Genomic DNA, 25,127 nt, shown 5'->3' with positions numbered 1-25,127 from the left:
CCCGGGCGGGGTTCGGGGCGGCAGCCCCGACGCAGTGCGGGGCGGCAGCCCCGATGCCGTGCGAGAGGGGGGGTTGCCGGGCGGCGGGGGGTGGTTTATCAACGGGCCTCATTTCGGGACATCTGGGAAGGGAGGCCGCCATGGGCAAGATCATTCGGGAAAAGCTCGACGTCACGCCGGGTTTCGACATGTTGCATTATATGGAGATCGCGGATCTGCCGCGCATGGAGCAGGAAGAGGCGGACAGGCTTGCCGCCCGGTTTGAGCAGTGGGCCCCGGCCCTTCGGGCCTACCGTTTCGACCTGGGCCGTCGCAAGGGCTATGTCCTGATTTTTCTGGAAAAAAGCATTGAGGACGAGGTTGAGCAGGCCTGGCAGATATCGCCTTCGGACGGCTTTTCCCTGCACAACCTGGCCATCGCCCTGGTCATGGGCGCGGCCGCCCAGGTGGTGCCCGAGGTGGCCGACGGCGGCTGTGCGCCGCTTCCCAGCCCGGATCGGGACATGCTGCGCCAGTTCAAGTTCCTGGATCTGGAATGGAACCCGGCCGGGACCGTCAACCGGCAGTACGCCGTCTTCACCCCCATGCCCTACGCCGGGGGCTGCGGGGTGTGCATGCTTCAGGAATCCTGCCCCAAACGCCGCCCGTAGCGCCAAAGGGCAGCCTTTTCCGGTTGTTTTGCGCGATCCAGGCCGGGAAACGACCTTGAATGTTCCCCCGGTTTGCTGCAAACTCTTCTCAAAAGGGCCGTTGGCCCGTAACCGTGGGGTGGAAGATATGCGCGTTCTGGTCGTGGAAGATGATTTCACCAGTCGGAAGGTATTGCAGAAAATCCTCACGCCCCACGGCGAGGTGGACATTGCGGTCAATGGTCTGGAGGCCGTGGAGGCGTTCGAGGCGTCTTTGCGCGAGGATCGTCCCTATGACCTGATCTGCATGGACATCATGATGCCGGAGATGGACGGCCAGGAGGCCCTGAAAAAGATTCGGGCATTGGAACGGGGGCAGGGCGTCAATCCTGTCGACGAGGTCAAGGTGATCATGACCACGGCCCTGGACGATCCCAAAAACGTGGTCGAGGCCTACTACAAGGGCGGCGCCACCTCATATGTCCCCAAACCCATCGACAAGCACATGCTGCTGCATCTTCTGAAAAACCTGAACCTCATCGAATAGCCTCCCCGCCACCCGAAGTTCCGGCCCGACGGCGACCCGCTCAAGGGAATTCCTGTCGAGGTCGTGGCCGCCATACCCGGACGGGTACCTGCCCGTTTCGGCTTTCTTCCTGATACGGCTCCCCACTGCGGAAGTGCCCCTGAGGCAACCCGGCCGCCCTTTGTCGGCAAAAAACGCCCATTTTTCCCGGCATTTGGGAGAGGAGGCGCCGCCCGGCGGACATGGATCGCCGCCACGGACGCGGGCCGGGAATCTTCCAGGGAGTGAACCGGAACCAGCCGCAAAAACTACTTCAGATTACACGTCTTCATGCTAAACGGCGTCATATAATCACAGTACATCTTTGACGTTCTGTCCAGACAATAGACGACACAAATCATGGCCAGCGTGGAGCCAACCAACAAGAGGGGACCGAAAAACCAAAACACAAGAGGAACCAGAAAATAAAAGGCATGCATTCCAAAGTGAAAATGACTTGCCGCACGATTGAGTTGCATGGCGACGAACGTCATCGACGAGCTGTAGTTTCCATCCATGCACGGCACGTTGATCATAAATCCGACATGATTATACATCCTGATGGACGACGAGAAACTGAAAAACGCAATGAACAGGTTGACAAGCAGAACCAAAATCTTCAGGGCCAAGGTACTCTGCTCTGTCGAACCGAAGATATTGAGCGAGTGCCATGTGGTTCCGATATTGTCTAATTGGCCTGTCAAGGAGAGGACTCCTACCGAGAGCAGTATGGCGGTTGAGGCCAAAAATGTTGCAGCCATGGTGGAGTTTCGTAGCGTCTGCACGGCAAGGATGTCGTTTTTCTCCTCCATGACATTGACAACCCACGCCCTCCGGGCAAGATTTGACGCTCCTTGAATTGTGTAGATGGGGTCAGACTTCAACTTCCGCCAGATAAACACGTTATAGAGCGTAAACATGCTGATGGAAGCCACCAGACAGATCACATCCAATAAATGCGGTGCAAGAAATTCCACGGCTTTTTTCCTCCAGGCATTCGGAACACTCGATCCTTCGAACGGGAATGCTATGCCTTGGAAATCCCCCTTGCGTCAAATATGGCCACCATGCCCCCCGGCCGTATCCGCAGCTCCCCGGGTTCTGACGCCCTGATTCCTGGCGCCGTCCGTCATGGGGACGGCCACGGCGCAGGGCGAAATAAGGCCTCTCATGACGCCCGTCGCGGACGACCGCGTGGCGTACGTTCCGAAGCAAGCCTAAAAAAACGGCCGGTCCCTTCCGGAACCGGCCGCGCACCCGCCTTCATGCCAAAGCGGACTTAGACTTCCTTTTTCACCTTGGACTTGCTCATGGACAATCCGATGCCGTTAAAAATCTCGAAGATGCCGAATCCGTACCACAATGTGTAGACCACATAGAAGATGAGAAGCCCCGAGGCCGTGGGAATCTTGTCCAAGATGGACTCGGCCTTGATGCCGTAGAAGTTGTAGGCCGGTTCGATGGCCTTCTGGTTGACCAGATTGACCGCGTTGGCCATGGGAATCTGCTTTTCCTTCTGCAGGGGCTTGATCATCCCGGCCAGAAGCGTCCACCAGGCCTTCATGGCCAGCTTGCCCTCGGCGTCCTTGTCCAGGCCGTAGAACGCGCCGACCTTGGCCCCGTCGTCATGGTACATGGCGTCGGCGTCGTCCACGATCTTGGAGAGCATCTTGCCCAGGTCCACATCCAGGCTCAGGGTGTCCCCGGCCTGGGCGGCGGTGAAGCCGGCCTTGGTCATGACCGCCAGGGACTGCTTGGCGTCATCCTCGGACTTCATCTTCACGACCACCTTGGCCTGCTTGCCGTTGAACTCCTTGATTTGCTCTTTGACGGAAGGAATAAAGTAGGACGATCCCTTGGAAAGCTTGTTGAACAGGTCGTCGGAGTAGTCCAACCCGGTCATGCCGTTGCCGAAGATGGGCATCATGATCAAGAAAAACACCCCCGCAAAGGAGACGAGCAGGATCATGCCCATGGAAAGGGCTTTTTTATTGGCCACCATGACCTAGGCCTCCTGTCTGAGCGTCGAAATGTTGGTAACGAACTTGCCGATGACCCATATCCCGAAAATGGCCACCACGACCCAGAAGATGATATTGCCCACGAACTCGATGTTGTTGACCATGGTCTTGGACAACTCGATGTATTCGAGTTCCACCAGCTTCTTGGGCAACACGGCCACGCGGTTGATGAAACCGGCGATGATGGACATGGCGTAGAAGCCCCGGATGTGGATGCCCTTGACCACCTTGGTGGTCAGGGCGCCGACCTGGATGCCCAGAAGCGATCCGAGCAGCATGCCCATGGCCAGGGTGTAGAACACGAAGCCGTAGATGGCGTACTGGGCGATGGCCCCAAGGCCGGCGGTGAAGATGATCTGAAGGATGTCCGTACCCACGGTGGTCATGGAGGACACGCCGAAGATATAGACAAACATGGGGAAGGTGACGAAGCCGCCGCCCACGCCCATGATGGCGGCCAGGATGCCCACCACCACGCCGCCTGCGGCCACGATCCAGCCGGAAATCTGCTTGCCGCCGGGGACGAAGTCCTCGTCGAAGGTGATCATGGGGGGAATCTTCATGTTCTGAAGCTTCACGGCCAGGCCCGTGGTGCCGCTGGGGCCGCCGTGGGCGTCATGACCGCCGCCGCTCTGGGGCGCCTGCCCACGGCTGGACTTCAGGAAGTCGAACAGGGCGTAGAATCCCAGGAAGCCGAGCAGCACGGAATAGATGACGCTGATGAAAAGCTCGGATAAAAGCGGATCCTTGTTGTAGAGTCCCTTGTTGATGGCGCCGCCGATGAAGGTGCCGCCGCCGGAGCCGACGAGGAAGGCGATGGCCAGTTTCACCGAGATGTTGCCGAGCTTTTTATGCACGGCCGTGCCCATGATGGCCTTGGCGAAGATGTGGAACAGATCGGTTCCGACAGCCAGGATGCCCTTGACGCCTGCGGCCATCAGCGCCGGGGTGATGATGAAGCCGCCGCCCGCGCCGATACATCCGGTGATAAGCCCCGCAGCCAAGCCCACGGCGATGGAGACCAGAAAGATGGTCGTGGTGTAAAACGCTGGCGCATATGCCGTCTTGCCGCCCAGGAAATCGCCCGCCTCCACAAAGGACACCGCCATGATCGGCAAGGCCAGGGCGATGAGAAACAGCATTTTTTTCCGGTTGCGCAAAATGGATGTGGAGACTTCCAGATCCCATTTTGCGTGCGCAATGGACGCGGATTTTAGGAACTCAAAGACGTTTCTGCCCAAACCCATTTCCTCTTCCTCCGTTTTGAAGTGTGACTCGACCGGCTGCGTGGTTGTCCGGACTCCGCGTTTCATAAGGAGTCCCAAAAACTGTCTCGCTCCGGTCCCCCGTTTTCGCCCAAGAAGGAAAAAAGACCTGTGGGCCGTGCAACGACCAGGCGACAGGCCCCTGTCTTTTTCCCCGAGTGCTCCGGGTTCCCGGAACGGTTGTGGGTTATGCCGCAAAGATCCTGGCTACAGCCGCCGTCAGGAGCTCCAGGCCCCCCCCTTTCTCCACCACGGCCGCCACCTGGCCATCCTCCCGATAGGCGCACGCCCCTTGGGAGAAGGCGTGCAAAATCACGGGAGGTCCGCCCGCTCCGCGAAAAAAGGCCGCAAGCCCGCCCTCTTCCCCGGCATTGGGCAGTTCTTCGTCGAGAATGACCAGTTCCACGGACGCATTCTCCCGCAGGATTTCCCGCGCCGTCGGGGCATCGGCAGCCGTCAGCACACGATATCCCGCCCGCCCCAATTCCCGACGCAAAAGCTCACGGATGTTTCCGTTTCGCTCGGTGACGAGAATGGTATGGCCGGGACTCTCCACATGCTCCTCCTTGAGGGAATGCCGGTTGGAGGAATGGCAACTTGCGTGCCAGGCAGGCATGTTCCTTCTGAGCCCTCAACATCCTGAAAAAATGAACATTTTTTTAACTCACGATCCGGCGTCGGGTTGCTTTTCGCTGACTGGTGTCAGGAATCTTTACAGTCCGTCAAAGTCTGCGGACACATTCCAAGTCGCGCCCAGGTGACGGCCGATCCGCCACCTGGGCGCCGCCCGGGCCGTATGTCCTTGATCGCCGGGCGCATCTCTGCTATGCGGCGTAACGGTTTCGAGACGCTTGCGCCTCAAAGCCCAATCCCGGGAAATGGTCCCGGGCGCGTCCGTCGTCGGCCAAGGCTCCCATCTGCATCGTCGTACAACCCCGGGAAAAGGAAGAAATCATGTTCAAAACGCTGCGCGTCGCCGCCCTTCTGGCCGTGGCCCTGGCCTTCGCCTTCTCCGGCGCGGCTTTGGCCGAGGAAAAAACCTACATCAACGGCATCGACTTCGGCTTTCCGCCGTTCGGATTCGTGGACAAAGACGGCAAGCCCGCCGGATTCGACGTGGAATCCATGGACTGGATCGCCAAAAAGATGGGCTTTAAAATCAAGCACCAGCCCATGGACTGGGACGGCATCATCCCGGCCCTGACCGCCAAAAAGATCGACATCATCGCCTCGGGCATGAGCGCCACCGAAGAGCGGGCCAAGATCGTCAATTTCAGCATCCCCTACTACGAGGTCACCCAGGTTCTCCTGGTCAAGGGCGACGACGCCACCCCCTTCGCCGACCTGCTTAAGACCGGCAAAAAGATCGGCGTGCAGCGCGGCACCGTGACCAACAAGCTGCTTGAGGAAATGTCCAAGAAAGAGGGCTACAAGTTCGAGTTGGTGCTCTACGATTCCACGGACCTGTCCATGGAAGACGTCAAGGTCGGCCGCATCGCCGGTTCCGGCATGGATTCCTCCATCGCCAAAGAGTTGATGAAGGGCCAGCCCTACAAGGTGGCCGGAACCTTCGACGTGCCCTCTGAAAAGTACGGCTACGCCATCCGCAAGGATGACAAGGAGTTCCTGGAGACCGTCAACAAGGGTCTGGAACTGCTCATGAAGGATCCCTACTGGCAGGAACTCAAGAAGAAGTACGACATCTAGTGTGGCGTTCAAAAAAAACATTTTGTTTTTTTGTGAATAAAAATCATACATTCAAGATGTTGCTGCTTGCTTAACCATAACGGGAATTACCGAACGCAACACTAGCGCACCGGGCGGCCCGGTCGCCCCGCGTCCGGCCCCGAACGCTTCCGGCCCATGTGGACCGGGGCCTTCGGGGCCGTCGCCTGTCTCACTCCTGTTACCGAAAAACCGCGCCCCTGCGACGCGACGCCGGGAAAATACATGGACGGCATGCTCAAGGCCCTTACCGCCTCATGGGAGGCCCTGCCCTACATCCTGGGCGGCATCTGGTGGACCCTTGGGCTCATCATCGGGGCCATGGCCGTGGGGCTCGTCTTCGGCGTCCCCCTGGCCGTGGGCCAGGTCTACGGGCGGCGTCCGGTGCGGCGGCTGGTGTCGCTGTATGTCTGGCTGTTTCGCGGCGTGCCCATCCTGGTGCAGCTCTACCTGTTTTACTTCGGCATCCTGGCCTACCTGAGCCGTATCCCGGCCCTTGCGTTCCTGCATCTGGACAGCGCCTTCGCCGCCGCCGTCCTGGTCCTGGGCCTGACCAGCGCCGCCTACCAGTCGCAAATCTTCCGGGGGGCCATCCAAAGCCTGCCCGAGGGCCAACTCAAGGCCGCCCGGGCTCTGGGCATGACCGACGCCACGGCCATCGCCACCATCATTTTGCCCCAGGCCCTGCGCCTGTCCATTCCCGCCTGGTCCAACGAATATTCCATCCTGCTCAAGGATTCGGCCCTGGCCTTCGTGATCGGCGTTTTGGAGATCATGTCCCGGACGCGCTCCGTGGCCGCCACCACCCACCAACCCCTTCCCCTGTCCATCCTGGCCGGACTGATTTTTTTCGCCCTGACCTGGGCGGGCTTAAAGGCCCTCAAGACTCTTGAGGCCAAGGTGCGCATGGAAGGCTATTCGCACCAGGGATCTTTGTGATGCAAAACGAATCCGTCGTCCTTCGCGTGGAAAACGTGGTCAAACACCTGGGCGGGCAGCGCATCCTCGACGAGGTATCGCTCACCGTAAAAAAAGGCCGCCTCAAGGTGCTCATCGGCCCTTCCGGCGCGGGCAAATCCACGCTTTTGCAGTGCATCAATTTTCTTTTGCCCCCGGACGAGGGCAAGGTCTTTCTCGACGGACGCGAGATACGCGGCAAAAGCAAGAAAGACCTCTTGTGGCTCAGGCAACGCGTGGGCATGATCTTCCAGGATTTCAACCTGTTCGACCACCTGACGGCCTTGGAGAACGTGCGCGTGGCCCTCATCAAGGTCAAAAAGATGGACAAGCGTACGGCCACCCACCGGGCCATGGAGGAATTGGCCCGGGTGGGCCTTGCGGACAAGGCCGGGCTCTATCCGGCCCAACTCTCGGGCGGCCAGAAGCAGCGGGTGTCCGTGGCCCGGGCCCTGGCCATGGACCCGGCGGTGATGCTCCTCGACGAGCCCACCAGCGCCCTGGACCCGGAACTCATCGGCGAGGTCTTGGCGGTCATCCGCGACCTGGCCGACGCGGGCATGACCATGATCATGGCCACCCACCAGATCGGCTTTTCCTCCTCCCTGGCCGACGAATTCCTGTTCATGGAAAAAGGTCGCATCATCGAACGCGGCGCGCCCAGCGAACTGCTGGCCCGGGGTTCCTGTTCCCGGACCATGGCCTTTTGCGCCAAGCTTTCCGAGCTCAGCGGGGAGATGGGCGGATGAACGAGGCCCTGGCCTTCGCCTTCGAGCGGGTCGTCCCGGGGCTCAACGTCGGCCTCTGGGCCAGCATCGGGATCATCGTGCCCGCCGCTCTTTTGGGCGTCGTGATCGGCGTCACCGCCGGAACCCTGCGGGTCTACGGCGGGGTGTGGCCGCGCCGGATCACCAATTGCTACGTGTCCCTGTTTCGGGGCACGCCCTTGGTGGTGCAGCTCTATTTTTGGTATTTCGCCCTGCCCTATGTGAGCCTCGGCGGGGTGAGCCTGATCCTGTCCCCGGTCCAGGCCGCGATCATCGGCTTCGCCCTGTGCAGCGGGGCCTATCAATCGGAATACATCCGGGGAGGGCTTCTCTCCATCAAGCGCGGCCAACTCCTGGCCGCCCAGGCCCTGGGAATCACGCCGCTGAACTGCATCCTGTCCATCGTCCTGCCCCAGGCCTTCCGCCGGGCGCTTCCCGGCTGCGGCAACGAGATCATCTATCTCATCAAGTATTCGTCCCTGGCCTCCATCATCACCGTCAACGAGCTGACCGGCGTGGGCCGGGGCATCGCCAAGGCCACCTTCCAGAACACCGAGGTCTACGTGATCGTGGGCCTGTACTACCTGGCCCTGGTCACCGTGGCCGGGCAGCTTTTGCGTCTCGTTGAAAACCGCCTGTCCATTCCCGGCTTCGAGGTGAAAAACTCCTGATGCAAAACGGCGTCCCTTTCTCCCCCGTCCAGTATGCCCCCATTGACGCAGCCTTGGCCGCCGAACTGGCCAAACGCTTCGGCCCGTCCTTTTCACTTCGCGACGCGGATCTCCACGCAGCCTCCGAGGACGCCTCGGGACTGCGCCGCCGTCCTGAGGCCGTGCTTTTCGCCAAAAGCGTGGAGGACGTCCAGGAAATCGTGCATCTGGCCAACCTGCATGAATTCGCGGTCACCCCGCGCGGGGCCGGGACCGGACTGGCCGGAGGCGCCCTGGCCGAGCATGGCGGCGTGGTGGTGTCCATGGCGGGCCGAAACCGCATCCTGGACGTGGACCCGGTGAACATGCTGGCCGTGGTGGAGCCCGGGGCCGTGACCGGCCGCATCCGGGAGGCCGCCCGGGCGAAGGGCCTGTTCTATCCGCCGGACCCGGCCAGCCTGGACCAAAGCACCATCGGCGGCAACGTGGCCACGGACGCCGGGGGCCCGGCCTGCGTCAAATACGGCGTGACCCGGGACTACGTGCTGGGCCTGGAGGCCGTCCTTCCCGGCGGGGATCTCCTGCGCACCGGGGTGGCCACCCGCAAAGGGGTGGTGGGCTACGACCTGACGCGTCTTCTGACCGGCAGCGAAGGGACGCTGGGAATCCTCACCAAGATCATTTTGAAGCTCATCCCCCATCCCCGGGCCGTGCGCACGGCCCTGGCCCTTTTCCCCGACCCGGGCAAGGCCGTGGCCGCCGTGGGGGCGGTCATGAATTCGGGCGTCACCCCGTCCTGCGTGGAGCTCATGGACCACCGCTGCCTGACCCTTGTGGCCGAGCTTCTGCCCTTTCCCCTGCGGGGCGGCCAGACCTCCCTGCTGCTTGTGGAGACCGACGGCGACGAGGCCTCGGCCGAATCGGACATGGCCTGCGCGGTCGCGGTCTGCAGGAAGATGTCGGCCATGGAGGTTCTGCCCGCGCGCGATCCGGCGGCCCGGGACAGGATGTGGGAGGTCCGGCGGCAGATCTCCACGCGCATCCACGATGTCGCCGCCCTGTATATGTCCGAGGACGTGGCCGTGCCCCTGGCCTACATCCCGGAACTGATCTCCGCCGTCCAGATGCTGGAGCGTGAATTCGGCCTGACGGTGTACGCCTTCGGCCACGCCGGGGACGGCAACATCCACCTGAACATGATCGCCGAGACCCTTGGGCCGGACACCCGGGAGCGCATGGACCGGCTGGTGGAGCGGGTTTTGACCACGGTTTTGAATTTAAACGGCACCATCTCCGGAGAACACGGCCTGGGGCTGGCCAAGAAGCGCTACGCCTCCCTGGAGTTGTCTCCCGCGAGCCTGACCCTGCACCGGGGCATAAAACGGCTCTTCGATCCCAACATGATCCTCAATCCGGGAAAAATCTTTCCCTGAACCCGGGCACGGGGCCGACCGGGCACGACGAGACAACCGCCGTTATTGCATCATACGCTCCGGACGTATTCTTTATGAGGCGCAACGCGAGGCCTCACTTCAAGGGATTTTTGATGCGCCCTGTCGTGCACACGAATCGATACCCCTTCTCCTGGCACAGCCGCATGACGGATTCACCGACAGTTCCGTAGGACATCGCCCCTTGGCCGCCGATCCCCTTCTCCACCCGCTTTTCCCTATACCGCGTCCCGGACTGACGGTGCTTCGTGACCCCGAAGGACAGCGGCGGAATCCCGATGGAGCTTTCCGTCGCCGTTTCCGTGAACCGAACACTGTTTTCCTGGGCGTCGAAGCGGCATTCCACATCCTGCCGAACGGTCCTTTTTCCCAGCATCCATTTGAAGGCGATGGCGATTTTTACGGCCACAACCCGATCCTGCTGGATTTCTGTCCGCCACCCCATATCCGAAAGCATTTGCCGCACGGCCTGCATCAGTTCGTCCAGACTGGCTGACATGGTCTATCTCCCTTTTTCTCGCCATACCCGAAGAAGCAGGCAGAGAGAAGAAACCCGGCTCATCCCGGGCAGCCGTCTCCCCGGTCGGCCAGCGGCACGGCCCAAACAGCGGCACGCCCATCCGCACAGATGGCATGCCGCCCTTGACAACCGGCAACGGCGTCACTATTGACTGCATCAACAATTGACATGTCAACAAAAAAAGGACCGCCATGCCCTGTGACCTGGCCCTGTGCCGGCACAAAGCCCCCGGCCACCACCTGGCCGTGCTGCACCGTCTTTCGGCCGCCTTTCTGGCCCCCCGCATGCGGGAGCTCGGGCTCAAACGCGGCTGGATCGGGGTGCTGCTCGAGGTGCTGGACCGGCCGGGCCAGCCCCAGGACGCCCTGTGCAAAAGCCTCAAGGTGGACCCGGCGGCCACGGCCAGGACGCTTTTCGAATTGGAAAAACGGGGCTACGTGAACCGGTTCGAAGACGAACGCGACCGCCGCCAGAAACTCGTCTCCCCGACGCAAAAAACCTTGGATCTTGCAAAAGGGCTCTTTGCCGTGCTCAAGGACCACAACCAGGCCCTCTTCCGGGGCTTCGACCCCGCACGCCGGGAGCTGGCCTTGGCCATCCTGGCCGATATGGCCGCCAATCTCAATGACGCGATCACGCGAGAGGATTCATGATTCACAACCGTTCCAGGAAATGGGCCGTATTATTCGCCGTGGCCTCCACCCAGTTCGCGGTGCCGTTCATGCTGTCCGCCGTGGGGGTCTGCCTCCCGGCCATCGGCCGGGAATATGCCGCGACGGCCATCTCCTTAAGCCTCGTCGAATCCGTTTTTTTGTGCGTCAACGCCATGTTTCTCCTGCCGTTCGGCCGGGCCGGAGACATCTGCGGCCGGGGCGGGGTGTTCCTCATCGGCCTTATGCTTTTCGCGACCAGCGCCCTGGCCCTGACCATGGCCCCAAACATGGAGATGTTCCTGGTGGTTCGCGGGATTCAGGCCCTGGGCGGGGCCATGACCCTGGCCACGGGGCTGGCCCTTTTATACGACGCCTTCCCCTCCGAGGAGCGGGCCCGGGCCCTGGGCATCAGCGTGGCCGGGATCTTTTTGGGCATCTCGGCAGGCCCGGTCCTGGGCGGGATCATCGCCTCGGGCCTTGGCTGGCGCTTTGTGTTTTATCTCGGCATGGCCCCCTGCGCCGTGGCCCTTCTGGTCTGCCTGAAAAATCTCTCCTGGCGGCTGTCGCCCGCCCCGGGGGCCCGGTTCGACTGGTGGGGCGCGGTCAGCAGCGCAGCGGGCATCGGCCTTTTGGTCTTCGGCAGCGCCCACTTGGAAACGTCCCTGGGCTGGTGGGGGCTTGGCCTGGGCGTCCTGGCCCTGGCGGCCTTTCTCGCCATCGAGCGCCGCACGGCGGCTCCTCTTTTGCATCTCGACCTGTTTTCCGCCAACAGGGCCTTTTCCCTGGGCGTGGCCGCCATGTGCATTGTGTCCTGCGCCGCCTTCGGGGTCTCGTTTCTCATAAGCCTCTATCTGCAATACGCGCGCTCCATGACCCCGGCCCAGGCCGGTCTGATCCTGGCCGTCCAGCCGGTCATCCAGTGCCTCGTTTCGCCCGTCATCGGCCGCCTGGCCGACAAGATCCCCGTCCATCTCCTGTCCGGGACCGGGGCCGGGCTGGCCGCCCTGGGGGTGCTCGCCGCAGCCACCCTTTCGGCCCAAAGCGGCACGGGCGCGGTGGTCGTGATTCTGTCCGTGGTGGGGCTTGGCATCGGCATTTTTTCCACGCCAAGCATGGTGGTGCTCATGTCCGCCGTGGACCAGTCGCGCTACGGCGTCGCCTCGGCCATGTCCGGCCAGTCGCGGACCATGGGCATGACCGCCTGCATGGCGGTGATCACCGTGGTCATCGCCCGCTATGTGGGCAACCACCCCTTGGGACCGGAGGTCATCGGGGAGTACCTGGCGGCCATGCGCACGCTGTTTACGGCCTTCGGCATCCTGGGCCTGTTCGGCGCGACCATGGCCTTTCTGGCCAAAAAGAACGTCGCGGCCTCTACTTCTCCCGCCACATCGCAGCCAGCGTCTCAATCTCTTCCGGAGAATACGACGGACGGTCGTACATGCCCGCTGCCGCCCGCTGGCGCTGGGCCTCATGCAAAATGACGGCGGCGGCCACGGAGACGTTCAGGCTTTGCACCATGCCGCGCATGGGGATGTACATCTCCGCCGCCACATACCGGGCCAGTTCGGGACAGACGCCGCTGTGCTCGTTGCCGAACACGATGGCCGTGGGTTTGGTGAAGTCCCAATCGCACAGCGGCACGGCCCGGGGCCCAAACCCCGTGGACACCAGCCGCAGGCCGTCGATGTCCAACCGCGCGGCCAGGGCGGCGGAGCCAGCGTGGCGCACGCACTCCACCCATTTCTTGGCCGAGGCCGACGATTTCTTGCCCAGATGCGGAAAGGCCGTCGTGGTATAGTGCAGATGGACCCGGGGCACGCCGAAGGCGTCGCAGCTTCGCAATATGGCCGACACATTGTGCGGGTCATGAATGTTGTCCAGCACCAGGGCCAAATCCTTCTGACGGGCGGCCAGAACCTGGCGGATGCGCTCCAGGCGGTTTTCGGAAATGTTTCGCATGGCCGGATCATGTAGGCAAAACCCGGGGGCAAGGCAAGGACGGCCCGCCCCGGGTCCAGCCGGGAAGTCGGCTTTTCCGGGCAAGACAAGTGTCGCAAAATCGGATAGGCATGCAGGTGCGCGCCTGCGTCAAAACGGGACGGCCGCCTGAAACGGCCATGCGCCCCGGTCCGGTTGCGGCGGCAAGGAGTTGCGTCATGTCTGGCAAACGCGTCACTGTGCCGGAGATTCTGGCCGCCAAAGGACACCGCAAGCTGGCGGTGATGACCGCTTATGACTACGCCTCGGCCAGGATCGCCGACGAGGCCGGAATGGACGTCCTGTTGGTGGGCGACTCCCTGGCCATGGTGGTCCTCGGCCATGACGACACCCTGTCCGTGACCATGGACGAGATGCTCCACCACACCAAGGCCGTGGCCCGGGGGACGAATCACGCCCTGGTGGTGGGGGACATGCCCTTTCTGTCCTACCAGGTTTCGGTGTCCGAGGCGGTGAGAAACGCCGGACGGTTTCTCAAGGAAGGCCGGGCCCAGGCCGTCAAGATCGAGGGCGGCCGGGAGACGGCCCCCCAGATCCGGGCCATGGTGGACGCGGGCATCCCGGTCATGGGCCATGTGGGGCTTCGGCCCCAGCAGGTGGCCCGGCTGGGCGGCTTCAAGGTCCAGTCCAAGACGGCCGCCGAGGCCGCGCATCTTTTGGAGGACGCCCGGATCGTGGCCGAGGCCGGATGCTTCGCCGTGGTGCTGGAGGCCATCCCGGCCCGGGTGGCCCAGGTGGTCACCCGGGAACTGCCCGTGCCCACCATCGGCATCGGCGCGGGCCGGGACTGCGACGGCCAGGTGTTGGTCTATCACGACGTCCTGGGGCTCTTCGACCGTTTCACTCCCCGGTTCGTCAAAAATTTCGCCCAATTGGGAACGGCCTCCCGGGAGGCCCTGGCGCGCTATGCGGCCGAGGTCAGGGAAGGCCGCTTCCCCGGTCCCGAACATGAATTTTCCATCGACGACGAGGAATTCAAACGGTTTATCGGGTGAGTTCCACCCCATGCCCATCCAATACGGACGCGCCGACCCGCAGGCGCCCCGCATGACGTTTCGAGAGCACAGATCATGAAGCCCAAACCATACGACGAAGACGTCCGGGAATTCCTCGCCGCCCAACGCGGACTGCTTGTGGCGGCGAGCGCCGACACCCTGTTCAACAAGAACCTGCGCGGCACCCTGACCCGGCATCTGTCCGTGAAGGACGACTGCGTGGTCAACGCCTTCACCCTGCAGGAACTGCAACAGGTCATCAAGATGTACCGGTCCAGGGGGCATCGGCTTCTGGTTTTCATCGAACGCGAACTGGCCGGAAAACCCACCACGGACATCATCAAATACGTCAAGCAGGACCAGCCCGACGTGCTCTTCGTGGTCCTGACCACCGAGGTGGAGCGGGAAAAGCTGATCCTTTTGCACGAGGTGGGGGCCGACAACATCATCACCAAACCCATCGCCCCGGATACCCTCATCGAAAAAATCGCCTTCACCGTCAAACCCCGGGGGCAGATCGGCGAACTCATCGACGAGGGCAAGAAGCTTCTGGCCATCGGCCAGTACCAGGACGCCGAGGAAAAGGCCCGCCTGGTGCTGGAGCTCAAGGCCCAAAGCCCGGCCGGGCTGATCCTCCAGGGCGACGCCCTCAAGGGGCAGGGAAAGATCGAACAGGCCCTGGACAGCTACAAGCAAGCCGAAAAAAGCGCCAAGCTCTTCCTCGAACCCTTAAAAAAAATCGCCGCCCTGCACCGGGAGACCGGGAACACCGCCGAGGAGATCCGGCTGCTGGAGCGTCTGGACAAACTGAGCCCGCTCAACGTGGACCGCAAGATCGACATCGGCAACGGCTACATCCGCCTGGGCGACAAGGGAAAGGCTAAGCTGGTCTTCGACGAGGCCATCAAGGTCGCCACCCGGGACGCCATGGAGTCCTTGAGCCGGGTTTCCCGGGAAATCGCCCAGATCTGCCTGGACGTGGCCCCGGAACTCTCCGAGCGGTACCTGCGCCGCACGCTTGAGGCCAAGAAGGGATTTTTGGACAAAGGCGACATCGAGACCTTCAACCGCCTGGGCATCACCCTGCGCAAGCAGGGCCGCTGGGAAGACGCCATCACGGAATACCGCAAGGCCCTCAAGATCTCGCCCGTGGACGGCAACCTCTATTACAACATCGCCATGGCCCACATGGAAGGACGTCAACTCCTGGACGCCTACAATTTCATGACCAAGGCCCTGTCCCTAAGCCCCGACATCTACAAGGCCGGTGAGCCGGTGTGCCTGAACATCGCCGCCATCTTCCGCCGGGCAGGAAAAAACGAGCTGGCCAAGGACTATCTGCGAAAGGCCCTGGAGTTCAATCCCGACTCGAAAAAGGCCGCCGCCTTTTTGCGTGAAATCGAAACGCAACGCCTTCAGGCATAAGGATTCCCCGCGCGTGATCGTCTTCCCCGTCATCGACCCCGTGGCCTTGCAGATCGGCCCCCTGTCCGTGCGCTGGTACGGGCTCATGTATCTTCTGGGCTTCACGGCGGCCTGGCTCCTGGGCCGACACCGGGCCGCCCGGCCGGAGTCGGGCTGGACCCCGGCCCTGGTGGACGACCTCATCACCTACTGCGTGCTCGGGGTGGTGGTGGGCGGCCGGGTGGGCTATGTGCTTTTCTACGATTTCATGGGCCTTGTGCACGACCCGCTTTTGCTCTTCAAGGTCTGGCAGGGGGGCATGTCGTTTCACGGCGGGGCCCTGGGGTTGTGCGCGGTGTTCTGGTATTTCGGCAAAAAGACCGGCCGGACGTTTCTGGCCGTGTCCGATTTCACCGCGCCCCTGGGCCCCCTGGGGCTTTTCGCCGGACGCATCGGCAACTTCATCAACGCCGAACTGTGGGGGAAACCCACGGATCTGCCGTGGGGCATGGTCTTTCCCGACCCCCGGGCGGGCAGCCTGCCGCGCCACCCCTCCCAGCTCTACGAGGCCGGACTCGAAGGCCTGGCCCTTTTCGCCGTCCTGTGGCTGTATTCGTCCCGGCCCCGGCCCACGGGGACGGTCACGGGCCTTTTTCTGGGGCTGTACGGCCTGTTCCGGTTCACGGTGGAATTCGTGCGGACGCCTGACGCGCAGCTTGGCTATCTGCTCTTCGGCTGGATGACCATGGGCCAGATTTTAAGCCTGCCCATGATCCTTGTCGGTGCGGCCCTCTACCTGACGGCCCGCAAAAACGTCTTCGCCGCAACGCGGACCAGGCCCGGAAAGAAAAAAAGCGGCCGCAAGCACAGGGCCTGAGCCCGCGTTCAACACGCCGCAGCATTTACGGAGAAACCCGCCGCAAAAGCCCCGGCAGCAGCATGCGCCCGATACGTTTCGGGGCCGGGAGATCTGCCTAAGGCCCGGCCGCCACGGATTCAACCTGCCTGGGAAATCCTCCGGGCCTCCCTATTCCTTCGCCAGCACCAGCATCTTGAAATCCCCGCACACGTCCGTGGCCCGGGTCTCGGGCCACACGGCGACAAACGACTTGCCCCGGGCGTTCTCCACGGTCTCCACGGCCGGACGCGGGGCGTGGCGGCGACAAAAGCCCCATTCGTGGGCCAGGACGTCCTCGGGCGGGCAATACCGCTCGTTGGCGGTGATCGGTCCCTGCCAATAGCGGCAGACCTTGCAACTGGCTTTCATGGCGCTTCCTTTTCCCCGGCCCGGGGCAGCGGGGCCAGCTCCAATTCAAACATGTTCGGCCACAGCTTTCCCGTAACCCACAACCGGCCGGTATCCGGATCGCGGGCCATGCCGTTGGCCACGGCCTCCGGGGAAAGCGGCGGCATCAGCGCCCGCAGGCCCGAAAGATCCAGCCAGGCCACGACCCGGCCGTCGCCGGGGTCGATGACCGCCACCCGATCCGTCCGCCACACGTTGGCCAGGATGCGGCCATCGAAGCATTCCAATTCGTTGAGCGCCTCCACAGGGACGCCCTGGTCGGCCACCCGGATGCGGCCCATGGGGGCGAAGGTGTCCGGGTCGTAGCGCCGCAGGACCGAGGAGCCGTCGCTTACGACGAACGAGGTTCCGTCATGGCAGATGCCCCAGCCCTCGGTGGGCAGCGGTCTTTGCCCGAGGGCGTCCAGGGTGGCGGCGTCGAAGACGAGGACCGTATTCTCCCGCCAGGTGAGCTGGTAGAGCCGTCCCGCAAACTCCTCCAGCCCCTCGCCGAAATAGGCGGCAGGCAGGTTACGGCGCACAAGCGCCCGGCCCGTGGCCGGGTCGACCACGCGCAGGCTGGAACGTCCGTAGCGGCCCGTGCTCTCGTATAAACGGCCGCCGCTGCGCAGGCACAGCCCCTGGGTGAAGGCGTCCGGATCGTGGGGATGCCGCCCGGCCGCACGCCAGCCGATGACCGGCGTGGCGTCTGCGGCGTCGAGCCGTTCGGGGGCGCCCCCGCCCGCCAGACAGATGGCGAAAAAAAGAAAAACCCATGCCGCGCGCGACAAAACACCCATGCCCATGCCCCTTTGCCCAAAAACCATCCCGCCCCCGATGCACGCCGCACCAAAGCCCGGGCGCAGCGAACACCGATATCCCGCTCCGCCCCGCCGCGCAATGCCACGCACTGGCGGATGCGCCACGGGACAGCCGGGCGGCTTGCCAGGGTTCCAGGGATGATTATGATACGTCCATCGGCAACCCCCAGACACGACCGAACCTCCCGGCACGAGGCGGGGGGGCAAAGGAGTCCGAGTGAAAACCCTGTTGACCCTTGTCATCATTTTTGCGGCGTTTTACGCCCTGAATCGATTCATCCTTCCCCGCCTGGGCATCCGGGGCTGAGGCGTCGGCCCTTCAGATCGGTGCGATCTGAAAAACAAGAAGTAACCTCCTCCCCACATCTGGCCTCGCCTCACATCCGGCCTATCGCCGCACAAAACCGCAAACGCCGCCAGGGGATGCCCGTCCGACACCAAGGGACATCCCCCGGAGGCCATTAAAAACTGATCTTCAGGCCCACGTTGCCGCCCATGGCCTCGGTCGCGCTCCGGCCCCCGAGGCCGTCGATGTTGTGGTAGCGGGCCTGGGCCTTGAGGCTGACGGCATCGCTCATGTTCAGGGTCAGGCCCAGGTCGGCGTTGTTGGTCTGACTGATCGAGGCCTTGCCCAGCCCGGACTCGTCGCCGGACAGGATGCCGGTTCCGGCCCCCAGATGCAGGGAGCCCTTCTTGGTGCGCACGACATGCCATTTGGCCATGACGTTGGCGCCCACGGCGTCCGGCTCGCCCACCTGGCCCACAGGCCTGCCGTCCGGCGTGCTGGCCGCGGCCGGGTCCGTGGTATAGCCCAGCCCCTCGGCCTCCAGGGCCAGACCGTCGGCCACATAAACCCCGGCCACGCCGCCCCGGGAACTCAGCCGGGTGGCGTTGTCGCCGCTTGTGCCATAGACCCCGCCGCGTTTTTCGACATAGGATTCCCCCTGCCGGTAGTCGTCGGCCCAGGCGGGCGGCCCGGTGGCGACCATGATCGCCGAAACGGCCAGGACCATGGCCAAGCCCGTTTGCGTGCGTGACATGCATCCTCTCCTTGGCGCGGGCAGATCAGCCGCGCCGTGACCCGTCGAGGGGAAGGGTCGCCCTGTGGCATGGTTCAGCCGACACGTCGCCCTCCGGGTCCGTATGACGCCCGTTTCCCCTCCCGTCCCGCCTTCGGCGGCGCGGAGGGCCGGGCGTGGTCTACTGCATGACCGCCTTGGCCCCCAGAGCCTTGGCGGGCGGATTTTTCTCCAACACCACGGCCGTCCCGTAGCAGGAAAAATAGCGCGACCCGTCCGGATGGAAGGCCACGTTCTCCTGATAGCCGATGATGGCGTCGGCCCCGATGTCGATGGCGCTGGCCGTCAGACCGTAAAACGCGCATTCGGAATCGAATCCCCGTCCGCTGACCAGCCCGAGCACCCGGCGGATCTTGCGGCCCTTGATGATCGGGGTGGTCACCACGGGAAACTTGCCCGTATAGAAAAGCTCTTTGGCGTTTTGCAGCTTTTTTCCCTGCTTGAGGTCGTCAGTGCGTCTGGTCTTCTTCTCGGTTCCGCCAAAAAATGAGAGCATGGGATCCTCCTTGGACGTGCTCCGGCCATCCCGCCGCCCCCCCAGGGAGCCTGGCCTTCACTTCCCTCAAGCAAGTATCTTGCCATTGCATATCATATTGATTTTATTTGATTTAACAGCATGTGTGCAGCACCCTGTCAAAACCCTGCCTTCACCAGTCAGACCTCCTGCCTTCCCTCGGGGCGCTGGACGCAAAAAAGGCCGACCCCAAACGGAATCGGCCCAAGATGTCGGTCTGGCGGAAACGGCGTGACGCAATCAGCTCAGTTTGTCCAGGAATCGGCTGGCGATGGGGGTGGCCACCACGCTTGACCGGTATCCCGAGAGCCGTTCATTTTCTTTCCTGGCCATTTTCAGGTCATTGCGCAGTGTTTCATGCAGCCGCCTGGCCTCGCTGGTCAACTGCCCCTGCAAGGTTTGCAGGCGCAAAAGCTTGTCGCGAAGCTGGCTCACCTTGTCCGATTCGCGCATCTGCCAGGCCTCTTCCATGAGTTTTCCGCGATCAAACGCCAGCCGCTCGGCCTCTTCGATGTCTCCGGCAAGCAGACTGGCCAGTTCGCGTTCGCCCACTTCGAGGGCCATATCGATGAAGGTCACGCTCTTTGACATTGTATTAGCCCTCGGTCGTTATCCTGATGTCCTCGCCGATATCGGTGAGAACCTGCTTCCAACGGGAAACGGCGGGAATGAATTCGTATTCCAGAAGATCGGCCAGAAGAACCCAGTCCTCGTTTTCCACCACCTCGAGCATCTCGGAAAACAGGGTGGAGATCTCATCAGCGGCGCTGACAAAGGCGGGATGTTCCTTGGTGCCGAACTTCTCGCGCAAAAGCCCGACCATGCCCATGAAATCCTGGATCACGTCCAGCAGGTCGCGGTACACCTCCAGACCCTCGGCATCCTGGGCCTGGCGAAACAACACCGCCACCTCACGAGCCCCCAGGTCCATGAGCGTAACCACCTTGAACAACTCGCCCACGATGCTGGCGGCCATCTCCGAGGCGGGGACGGTCTTTATCTCCACGCTTTGGATCCCCGAAGCCTCGATATCCTCCGCCTGATGCGGATATATTTCCGAGAAGGGCTCCTTGTTCACAAACACGTCGGTCACCACGCGTCCCTCGAGGTTGTCTTCCTCCATGACCTTCAGCAGGAGTTCCTCAAGATTCTCGAAGTTTCCAATCACTATGCCGGTTTCCCGGCCATCGACCATGATCATGGTTCGCCCTCCATGTGCCTGTGTGTTGTCGGCCGATTTTTCCCTTTCGGCCCCTCTGCCAAAGCCATTATTCAATTCCCGTGCCACCTGCCAAATCACCTTGCCCGACAAGCCTTCCGGCGGCGTCCACAAGGCCTAAATAGCGGCCGATAATACGTTTCAAGCCATCCAGGTCCACCCCCGGGGCCTGGGAAAGATGCATCCACAAATACCCCATGGCCCGAAAGCGGGGATCGCCGCTCCACAGTCCATGCACCCGCCGCCAGACTCCCAGAAACTTGTCTTTGCGATTGGAATGCGGGGCATGGGCCAAGGCCTCGGCCTGCCCCTGCAGCAGACGCAGCAGCCCCGCGCTGTCGGCCAGGACCGAACGGATGTCCCTGGCCGCTTCCGGGCTGAAGCCGATGGGCGGTCCGGATGGCGTGACGAGCTCGTCGTCAAGGAATTGACGAAAGATCCGGCGCAAAAGCGTCAGCCAGGCCGTGCGATCCTCGGTTTCGTGGCCGGAGAGGGAGCGCAGGGCCATGAAGCCGTCCGCTTCGGCAAAGGATTCCCAGGCCCGGGCGGCCGCATATCCGCCGGAAGGAAAACAGCCGGTCTCCAGATAGGAAAAAAGGGCCGTCTGCGCCGTTTCCGGAGTGATGGCCCGGCGGCAGGCCCGGTCATGAGGACATGTGGTTCCGAAGGGGCATGGGTGGCAGGCCATGTCCGGCTCAAGGCTCAGGCTCCCGGCCCGGTAGGGTCCGGTATCGAAAGGCTGGGCCGTGGCCAGGAAAAAGGCCATCACCGGCGTCCCCAGCCCGGCGGCCAGATGCATGGTGCCCGTGTCGTTGGTGACCAGCACCCGCAGGCTGGACACCACGGCGGCCAATTCGTCCAGGGTGGTTCCCCCGGTGAGGTCCACGGCCGGAGCCCGGCAGGCCGCAACGTACCTGCGGGCCAACCCACGTTCGCTCCCGGCCCCCAAAAGCACCGGCACGATCGCCGCGCGTCCCCACACGGCCTCGCCCAACCGGGCAAAATATTCCACGGGCCACCGCCTGCCCTCCTCGCTGGCCCCGAGTTGGAAGCCCACAAAGCCGCGGGTTCCCTCGGGAGCGGCCTGCGCCAGACGCTCCCCGGCCAAGGTCCGTTGGCCTGGCGGGATGGCCCGCAGATCGAAGGCGGCGGGCATGTGCCCAAGCCCCGCCGCGCGCCGGAACAAATCCACGATATTGAAGGGACTTAAGCCCCTGTTGGCGGCGGAAATCTCCAGGAAAGCGGCCCATGGCGAACTGTCGCGCCCAAAGCCCTCCGCGTCCAGGGCAAAGCCTGCGGCCTCGCCACCGGCCAGATGCCGGGACAGCACCCGGGCCGAGACCGAGGGGGTCAGGTTGATGACCCGGGTTGGGGAGAATTCTTGTTTGATCCCGTCGATGAACTCCCTGAACCGGGACAGGGCCTTTTTCCAGTCCGTATCCACGGCGTGCAGAAGCGAGGCCCCGCCCAGGGGAAAAATCTGCCCCACATCCCGCAAAAGCCCAGCCGCACCCGCGAAGTTTTCCAGGCAGACAAGCCCCGTGCGGCCTCCGGAGGCGGCAAGCTCCGCAAAAACCGGCTGGCATTGCAGCAGATCGCCGAATCGCGTCAGGTTGATGACCAGGGTGTTCATGACCTCCGGCAACAAGCAGGAACCATGCCTATACCCGGATTCGTTCCGCGATATGTGCAGGCCCGCCTGTGCATGCGTGTGCAATACATTGCCCAACATGCACATCTCCCCTGGCCGGGTTGTCCCTTGTTTCCGAACATGGTAACTGATTGACAGGCATGGCGATACCGATTGCAGCGCATCCGAAAGACGCCGTTTCCCCCTCTGTGGCCGCCGTGAAAAGGACTGCATTCCCCCTTTTCCCGGGCTCCAGGGATCATTGCGCGCCCCTGCCGGGCCTCTCCATCTTGTTATCGGAGAACCGTCCATGAAACTGTTGCACCGTGACCAGGAAACCCGTCTGATTGAAATCTTGCGCCATGTACCGCAAAAGCATCATGCCGCCGTGCTGCGCGAGATCGAAACCCTGCGCGCCGAACAGGCCGCCGGATTCGCTCATGATCGCCGCATCATCGAGGACGAGGCCGCCCTGTTGCGGGCCAAGGTGGCCAAGCTGGCGGAAACCAGGCGGCGGCTCCTCGAACACAACCGCCGCGACGCCGCCAGCTTCCGGAAATTCCGCCAGGCCATCAGACACTCCAGGGCCATGCACAGCCTGGCCCATCTCCCGGCCCTCCTGCCGCAGCTCAAGGAGACCCTGGCGGTGTCCGAGATAGGCCTGGCGCTTTGCTCCGAGGATTTCGCGGAGTTTCTGCCAGACGTCATTCCCTTCGTCCGGGCCGTCTCCGCCGCGACCCTGGAAACCGAGATATGCCGCCTGTGCCAGGCCACGCCGCCCCGCCCCTTTCTGGGGCTGACCCGGCGCATGCCCCGGCCCGATTTCTTCCTGCCCCCGGATACTCCCGCCACCACGGCCCTCATGGACGGTTCCTGCTTCGTCTGCGGCCTCAAGGACAAATTCCGCCGTGACCGACTGGTGGGCGCGGTGGCCTTCTTCGACCCCGCCCCCGGACGCTATACCCCGGACAAGGCCACGGATTTTCTGGAACACTTCTGCGATATTCTGGCGGCGGATCTCATCAATGTCCGCGACCATGAAAAACTGGACAGGGAAACGGTCATCGATGAGTTGACCACAGCGCCCAACCGGGCGTACCTAACCCGCCACGCCCCACGGATGCTTGAGTTTTCCGGCCGCAAAGGCTTTCCGGTGTGCGCGCTTTTCATCGACCTGGACAAGTTCAAGTCGATCAACGACACCCTGGGACATGCGGCTGGCGACCGGGTGCTTACGGCCGTCGCCATGCGCCTGAAGGAATCCATGCGTCGCTACGATATCTTCGCGCGTCTCGGCGGCGACGAATTCGTGGCCATTTTGCCCGACACCGACATGGTCGAGGCCGCAGACATGGCCGCACGCATCGCCAGGGCCGTTTCCGGCCTCAGCGTGCCCCGGATCACCGGCCTGGACACCCCCCTTGGCGTGTCCGCGTCGGTGGGGCTGGCCCGCCTCGAACCCGGAGAGAGCCTCGACGCCCTCATCCGCCGGGCCGATGCGGACATGTACGCGGTCAAGCGGGGAGGCCCTTCGCCCGATTCCCCGGCGTGAACCACAACCCGGCGCGATGCGCCTGCCATATCAAAATCAGCTCACGGAGGAACGCATGTCGCTTTTTACCAAAGAAGAAGCCCTGTCCTACCACTCGAGTTTCCCCAAAGGGAAAGTCGAAGTCGTGCCCACCAAGCCCTGCCGCACCCAGAAGCACCTGTCCATGGCCTACACCCCGGGCGTGGCCGAGTCCTGCCGGGCCATCCACGCCGACCCGGACAAGGTCTACGACTACACCAACAAGGGCAACCTGGTGGCCGTGGTCTCCAACGGAACCGCCGTCCTGGGCCTGGGCAACATCGGCCCCAAGGCCGGGAAACCGGTCATGGAAGGCAAGGGGGTGCTTTTCAAGGTCTTCGCCGACGTGGATGTCTACGATTTGAACATCAACCAGCCCGATCCCGACAAGATCATCGAATTCGTCAAGATGCTCGAACCGACCTTCGGCGGCATCAATCTCGAAGACATCAAGGCCCCGGAATGCTTCTACATCGAGCAGCGCCTCATCGAAGAAATGGAGATCCCCGTCTTCCATGACGACCAGCACGGCACGGCCATCATCTCCGGCGCGGGCATCTTAAACGCCATGGAAATCTCCGGGAAACGCATCGAGGACGTGAAAGTCGTGGTCTCCGGCGCCGGGGCCGCCGCCATCGCCTGCTGCAAATTCTACGAAACCCTGGGCGTCAGCCGCGCCAACATCTTCATGTACGACTCCAAAGGCCTGATCCACGCCGGTCGCCCGGATCTCCACGACTCCAAACGCTACTTCGCCCAGAAAAAAGACATCGGCGCCATGGCCGAGGCCTTTAGGGGCGCCGACGTCTTCCTCGGCCTGTCCGCCAAAGGCCTCGTCTCCAAAGACATGGTCAAGTCCATGGGCAAATTCCCCATCCTCTTCGCCATGGCCAACCCCGACCCGGAAATCACCTACCACGACGCCAAAGACGCCCGCCCAGACTGCATCATGGGCACCGGCCGTTCGGATTTCCCCAACCAGGTCAACAACGTCTCCGGCTTCCCCTTCATCTTCCGGGGCGCCCTGGACGTGCGGGCCTCCAAAATCAACGAAACCATGAAGATGGCCGCCGCCAAGGCCCTGGCCGCCCTGGCCAAGGAGCCCATCCCCGCCGACGTCCTCGAGGCCTACGGCGTCAAGGAACTCTCCTTCGGCATGGACTACGTCATCCCCAAGGCCCTCGACCACCGCATGCTGGAATGGGAAGCCCCGGCCGTGGCCAAGGCCGCCATGGACTCCGGCGTCGCCCGCGCCACGGTGGATATCGCCCAGTACAAAAAAGACCTGCGCGCCCGCCTCGACGCCTCGCGGAAACGCATCGAGGCCTTCGCCGGTTCGTACGGACTGGAGTTGACAAACTTTTTCCATGCCGACAAAACTTCCGTACCGTTGTAGTCCATGATGT

Annotated in this window: 27 protein-coding genes; 14 read left to right on the top strand and 13 right to left on the bottom strand. The window is 62.8% G+C overall.

What is annotated here, in order from left to right; translation table 11 throughout:
* The first annotated feature begins 140 nt into the window (after positions 1-140).
* Together V3572_RS04855 and V3572_RS04850 are read left to right on the top strand one after the other, a co-directional pair.
* Positions 141-650 carry a hypothetical protein gene (locus V3572_RS04855; RefSeq protein ID WP_332109854.1) on the top strand — a complete coding sequence of 170 codons (510 nt, stop codon included), beginning with the start codon at positions 141-143 and terminating at the stop codon, positions 648-650.
* A gap of 127 nt (positions 651-777) precedes the next feature.
* Positions 778-1,176, top strand: coding sequence for a response regulator (locus tag V3572_RS04850; RefSeq protein ID WP_163304048.1), 399 nt, complete (start codon positions 778-780; stop codon positions 1,174-1,176).
* A 287-nt stretch (positions 1,177-1,463) separates the two neighbouring features.
* Here V3572_RS04850 and V3572_RS04845 read toward each other — a convergent pair whose 3' ends face one another.
* The 4 genes from V3572_RS04845 to V3572_RS04830 form a co-directional block, all read right to left on the bottom strand.
* On the bottom strand, positions 1,464-2,171 hold the full coding sequence (locus V3572_RS04845) for a DUF599 domain-containing protein (RefSeq protein ID WP_332109853.1): 708 nt from the start codon (positions 2,169-2,171) through the stop codon (positions 1,464-1,466).
* A 302-nt stretch (positions 2,172-2,473) separates the two neighbouring features.
* On the bottom strand, positions 2,474-3,196 hold the full coding sequence (locus tag V3572_RS04840) for a hypothetical protein (RefSeq protein ID WP_332109852.1): 723 nt from the start codon (positions 3,194-3,196) through the stop codon (positions 2,474-2,476).
* 3 nt (positions 3,197-3,199) lie between these two features.
* A complete protein-coding gene (locus V3572_RS04835; RefSeq protein WP_332109851.1) occupies positions 3,200-4,462 on the bottom strand; it encodes a sulfite exporter TauE/SafE family protein in 1,263 nt (420 codons plus the stop codon).
* A gap of 205 nt (positions 4,463-4,667) precedes the next feature.
* Positions 4,668-5,096 (bottom strand): response regulator, encoded by a 429-nt coding sequence (locus V3572_RS04830; RefSeq protein ID WP_332109850.1) that lies wholly within the window; start codon positions 5,094-5,096, stop codon positions 4,668-4,670.
* 338 nt (positions 5,097-5,434) lie between these two features.
* On the opposite strand from V3572_RS04830, the gene V3572_RS04825 reads away from it, so the two are divergent.
* From V3572_RS04825 to V3572_RS04805, 5 genes are all read left to right on the top strand, one after another.
* Positions 5,435-6,187, top strand: coding sequence for an ABC transporter substrate-binding protein (locus V3572_RS04825; protein WP_332109849.1), 753 nt, complete (start codon positions 5,435-5,437; stop codon positions 6,185-6,187).
* A 243-nt stretch (positions 6,188-6,430) separates the two neighbouring features.
* The gene (locus V3572_RS04820; protein ID WP_332109848.1) at positions 6,431-7,144 is read left to right on the top strand and encodes an amino acid ABC transporter permease; all 714 of its coding nucleotides are present in this window, start codon (positions 6,431-6,433) and stop codon (positions 7,142-7,144) included.
* On the top strand, positions 7,144-7,911 hold the full coding sequence (locus V3572_RS04815; RefSeq protein ID WP_332109847.1) for an amino acid ABC transporter ATP-binding protein: 768 nt from the start codon (positions 7,144-7,146) through the stop codon (positions 7,909-7,911). Before V3572_RS04820 ends, V3572_RS04815 begins: the two co-directional genes overlap by 1 nt.
* Positions 7,908-8,600 carry an amino acid ABC transporter permease gene (locus tag V3572_RS04810; protein WP_332109846.1) on the top strand — a complete coding sequence of 231 codons (693 nt, stop codon included), beginning with the start codon at positions 7,908-7,910 and terminating at the stop codon, positions 8,598-8,600. The genes V3572_RS04815 and V3572_RS04810 overlap by 4 nt, the downstream gene beginning before the upstream one ends.
* Complete coding sequence (locus V3572_RS04805) at positions 8,600-10,012, top strand: FAD-binding oxidoreductase (protein ID WP_332109845.1); 1,413 nt, start codon at positions 8,600-8,602, stop codon at positions 10,010-10,012. The genes V3572_RS04810 and V3572_RS04805 overlap by 1 nt, the downstream gene beginning before the upstream one ends.
* A gap of 94 nt (positions 10,013-10,106) precedes the next feature.
* Here the strand turns inward: V3572_RS04805 and V3572_RS04800 are convergent, their stop codons facing one another.
* Positions 10,107-10,529 carry a hypothetical protein gene (locus V3572_RS04800; protein WP_332109844.1) on the bottom strand — a complete coding sequence of 141 codons (423 nt, stop codon included), beginning with the start codon at positions 10,527-10,529 and terminating at the stop codon, positions 10,107-10,109.
* Positions 10,530-10,741: 212 nt separating this feature from the next.
* On the opposite strand from V3572_RS04800, the gene V3572_RS04795 reads away from it, so the two are divergent.
* The gene (locus V3572_RS04795) at positions 10,742-11,203 is read left to right on the top strand and encodes a MarR family winged helix-turn-helix transcriptional regulator (protein WP_332109843.1); all 462 of its coding nucleotides are present in this window, start codon (positions 10,742-10,744) and stop codon (positions 11,201-11,203) included.
* Positions 11,200-12,687 carry an MFS transporter gene (locus tag V3572_RS04790; protein ID WP_332109842.1) on the top strand — a complete coding sequence of 496 codons (1,488 nt, stop codon included), beginning with the start codon at positions 11,200-11,202 and terminating at the stop codon, positions 12,685-12,687. The genes V3572_RS04795 and V3572_RS04790 overlap by 4 nt, the downstream gene beginning before the upstream one ends.
* Here the strand turns inward: V3572_RS04790 and V3572_RS04785 are convergent.
* Positions 12,578-13,165, bottom strand: coding sequence for a TrmH family RNA methyltransferase (locus tag V3572_RS04785; RefSeq protein WP_332109841.1), 588 nt, complete (start codon positions 13,163-13,165; stop codon positions 12,578-12,580). The genes V3572_RS04790 and V3572_RS04785 overlap by 110 nt on opposite strands.
* Positions 13,166-13,362: 197 nt before the next feature.
* Between V3572_RS04785 and panB the strand changes: the two genes are divergently transcribed.
* The 3 genes from panB to lgt all read left to right on the top strand — a co-directional run bounded on the left by panB (position 13,363) and on the right by lgt (position 16,480).
* Entirely contained in the window at positions 13,363-14,199 is an 837-nt protein-coding gene (gene panB, locus V3572_RS04780; RefSeq protein ID WP_332109840.1) for a 3-methyl-2-oxobutanoate hydroxymethyltransferase, read from the top strand.
* A 75-nt stretch (positions 14,200-14,274) separates the two neighbouring features.
* The gene (locus V3572_RS04775; RefSeq protein ID WP_332109839.1) at positions 14,275-15,624 is read left to right on the top strand and encodes a tetratricopeptide repeat protein; all 1,350 of its coding nucleotides are present in this window, start codon (positions 14,275-14,277) and stop codon (positions 15,622-15,624) included.
* Between the two features lie 13 nt (positions 15,625-15,637).
* A complete protein-coding gene (lgt, locus tag V3572_RS04770; RefSeq protein ID WP_332109838.1) occupies positions 15,638-16,480 on the top strand; it encodes a prolipoprotein diacylglyceryl transferase in 843 nt (280 codons plus the stop codon).
* A gap of 150 nt (positions 16,481-16,630) precedes the next feature.
* Here lgt and V3572_RS04765 read toward each other — a convergent pair whose 3' ends face one another.
* The 7 genes from V3572_RS04765 to V3572_RS04735 all read right to left on the bottom strand — a co-directional run bounded on the left by V3572_RS04765 (position 16,631) and on the right by V3572_RS04735 (position 22,154).
* Positions 16,631-16,870, bottom strand: coding sequence for a hypothetical protein (locus V3572_RS04765; protein ID WP_332109837.1), 240 nt, complete (start codon positions 16,868-16,870; stop codon positions 16,631-16,633).
* Complete coding sequence (locus V3572_RS04760; RefSeq protein ID WP_332109836.1) at positions 16,867-17,688, bottom strand: glutaminyl-peptide cyclotransferase; 822 nt, start codon at positions 17,686-17,688, stop codon at positions 16,867-16,869. Before V3572_RS04760 ends, V3572_RS04765 begins: the two co-directional genes overlap by 4 nt.
* Positions 17,689-18,170: 482 nt before the next feature.
* Complete coding sequence (locus V3572_RS04755) at positions 18,171-18,749, bottom strand: hypothetical protein (RefSeq protein ID WP_332109835.1); 579 nt, start codon at positions 18,747-18,749, stop codon at positions 18,171-18,173.
* A 160-nt stretch (positions 18,750-18,909) separates the two neighbouring features.
* On the bottom strand, positions 18,910-19,284 hold the full coding sequence (locus V3572_RS04750) for a hypothetical protein (protein WP_332109834.1): 375 nt from the start codon (positions 19,282-19,284) through the stop codon (positions 18,910-18,912).
* Between the two features lie 258 nt (positions 19,285-19,542).
* The gene (locus V3572_RS04745; RefSeq protein ID WP_332109833.1) at positions 19,543-19,893 is read right to left on the bottom strand and encodes a hypothetical protein; all 351 of its coding nucleotides are present in this window, start codon (positions 19,891-19,893) and stop codon (positions 19,543-19,545) included.
* Positions 19,894-19,897: 4 nt separating this feature from the next.
* Complete coding sequence (locus tag V3572_RS04740) at positions 19,898-20,503, bottom strand: hypothetical protein (RefSeq protein ID WP_332109832.1); 606 nt, start codon at positions 20,501-20,503, stop codon at positions 19,898-19,900.
* Between the two features lie 67 nt (positions 20,504-20,570).
* A complete protein-coding gene (locus tag V3572_RS04735; RefSeq protein WP_332109831.1) occupies positions 20,571-22,154 on the bottom strand; it encodes a glycosyltransferase family 9 protein in 1,584 nt (527 codons plus the stop codon).
* Positions 22,155-22,461: 307 nt separating this feature from the next.
* Between V3572_RS04735 and V3572_RS04730 the strand changes: the two genes are divergently transcribed.
* Complete coding sequence (locus V3572_RS04730; protein WP_332109830.1) at positions 22,462-23,703, top strand: GGDEF domain-containing protein; 1,242 nt, start codon at positions 22,462-22,464, stop codon at positions 23,701-23,703.
* A gap of 55 nt (positions 23,704-23,758) precedes the next feature.
* The gene (locus V3572_RS04725; protein WP_332109829.1) at positions 23,759-25,117 is read left to right on the top strand and encodes a malic enzyme-like NAD(P)-binding protein; all 1,359 of its coding nucleotides are present in this window, start codon (positions 23,759-23,761) and stop codon (positions 25,115-25,117) included.
* Positions 25,118-25,127 lie beyond the last annotated feature (10 nt).

The sequence above is a fragment of the Desulfolutivibrio sp. genome (assembly GCF_036584575.1).
Taxonomy (GTDB): domain Bacteria; phylum Desulfobacterota; class Desulfovibrionia; order Desulfovibrionales; family Desulfovibrionaceae; genus Desulfolutivibrio.
The sequence above is the reverse complement of the archived record's forward strand: the minus strand, read 5'-3'. Positions and strand labels throughout refer to the sequence as shown.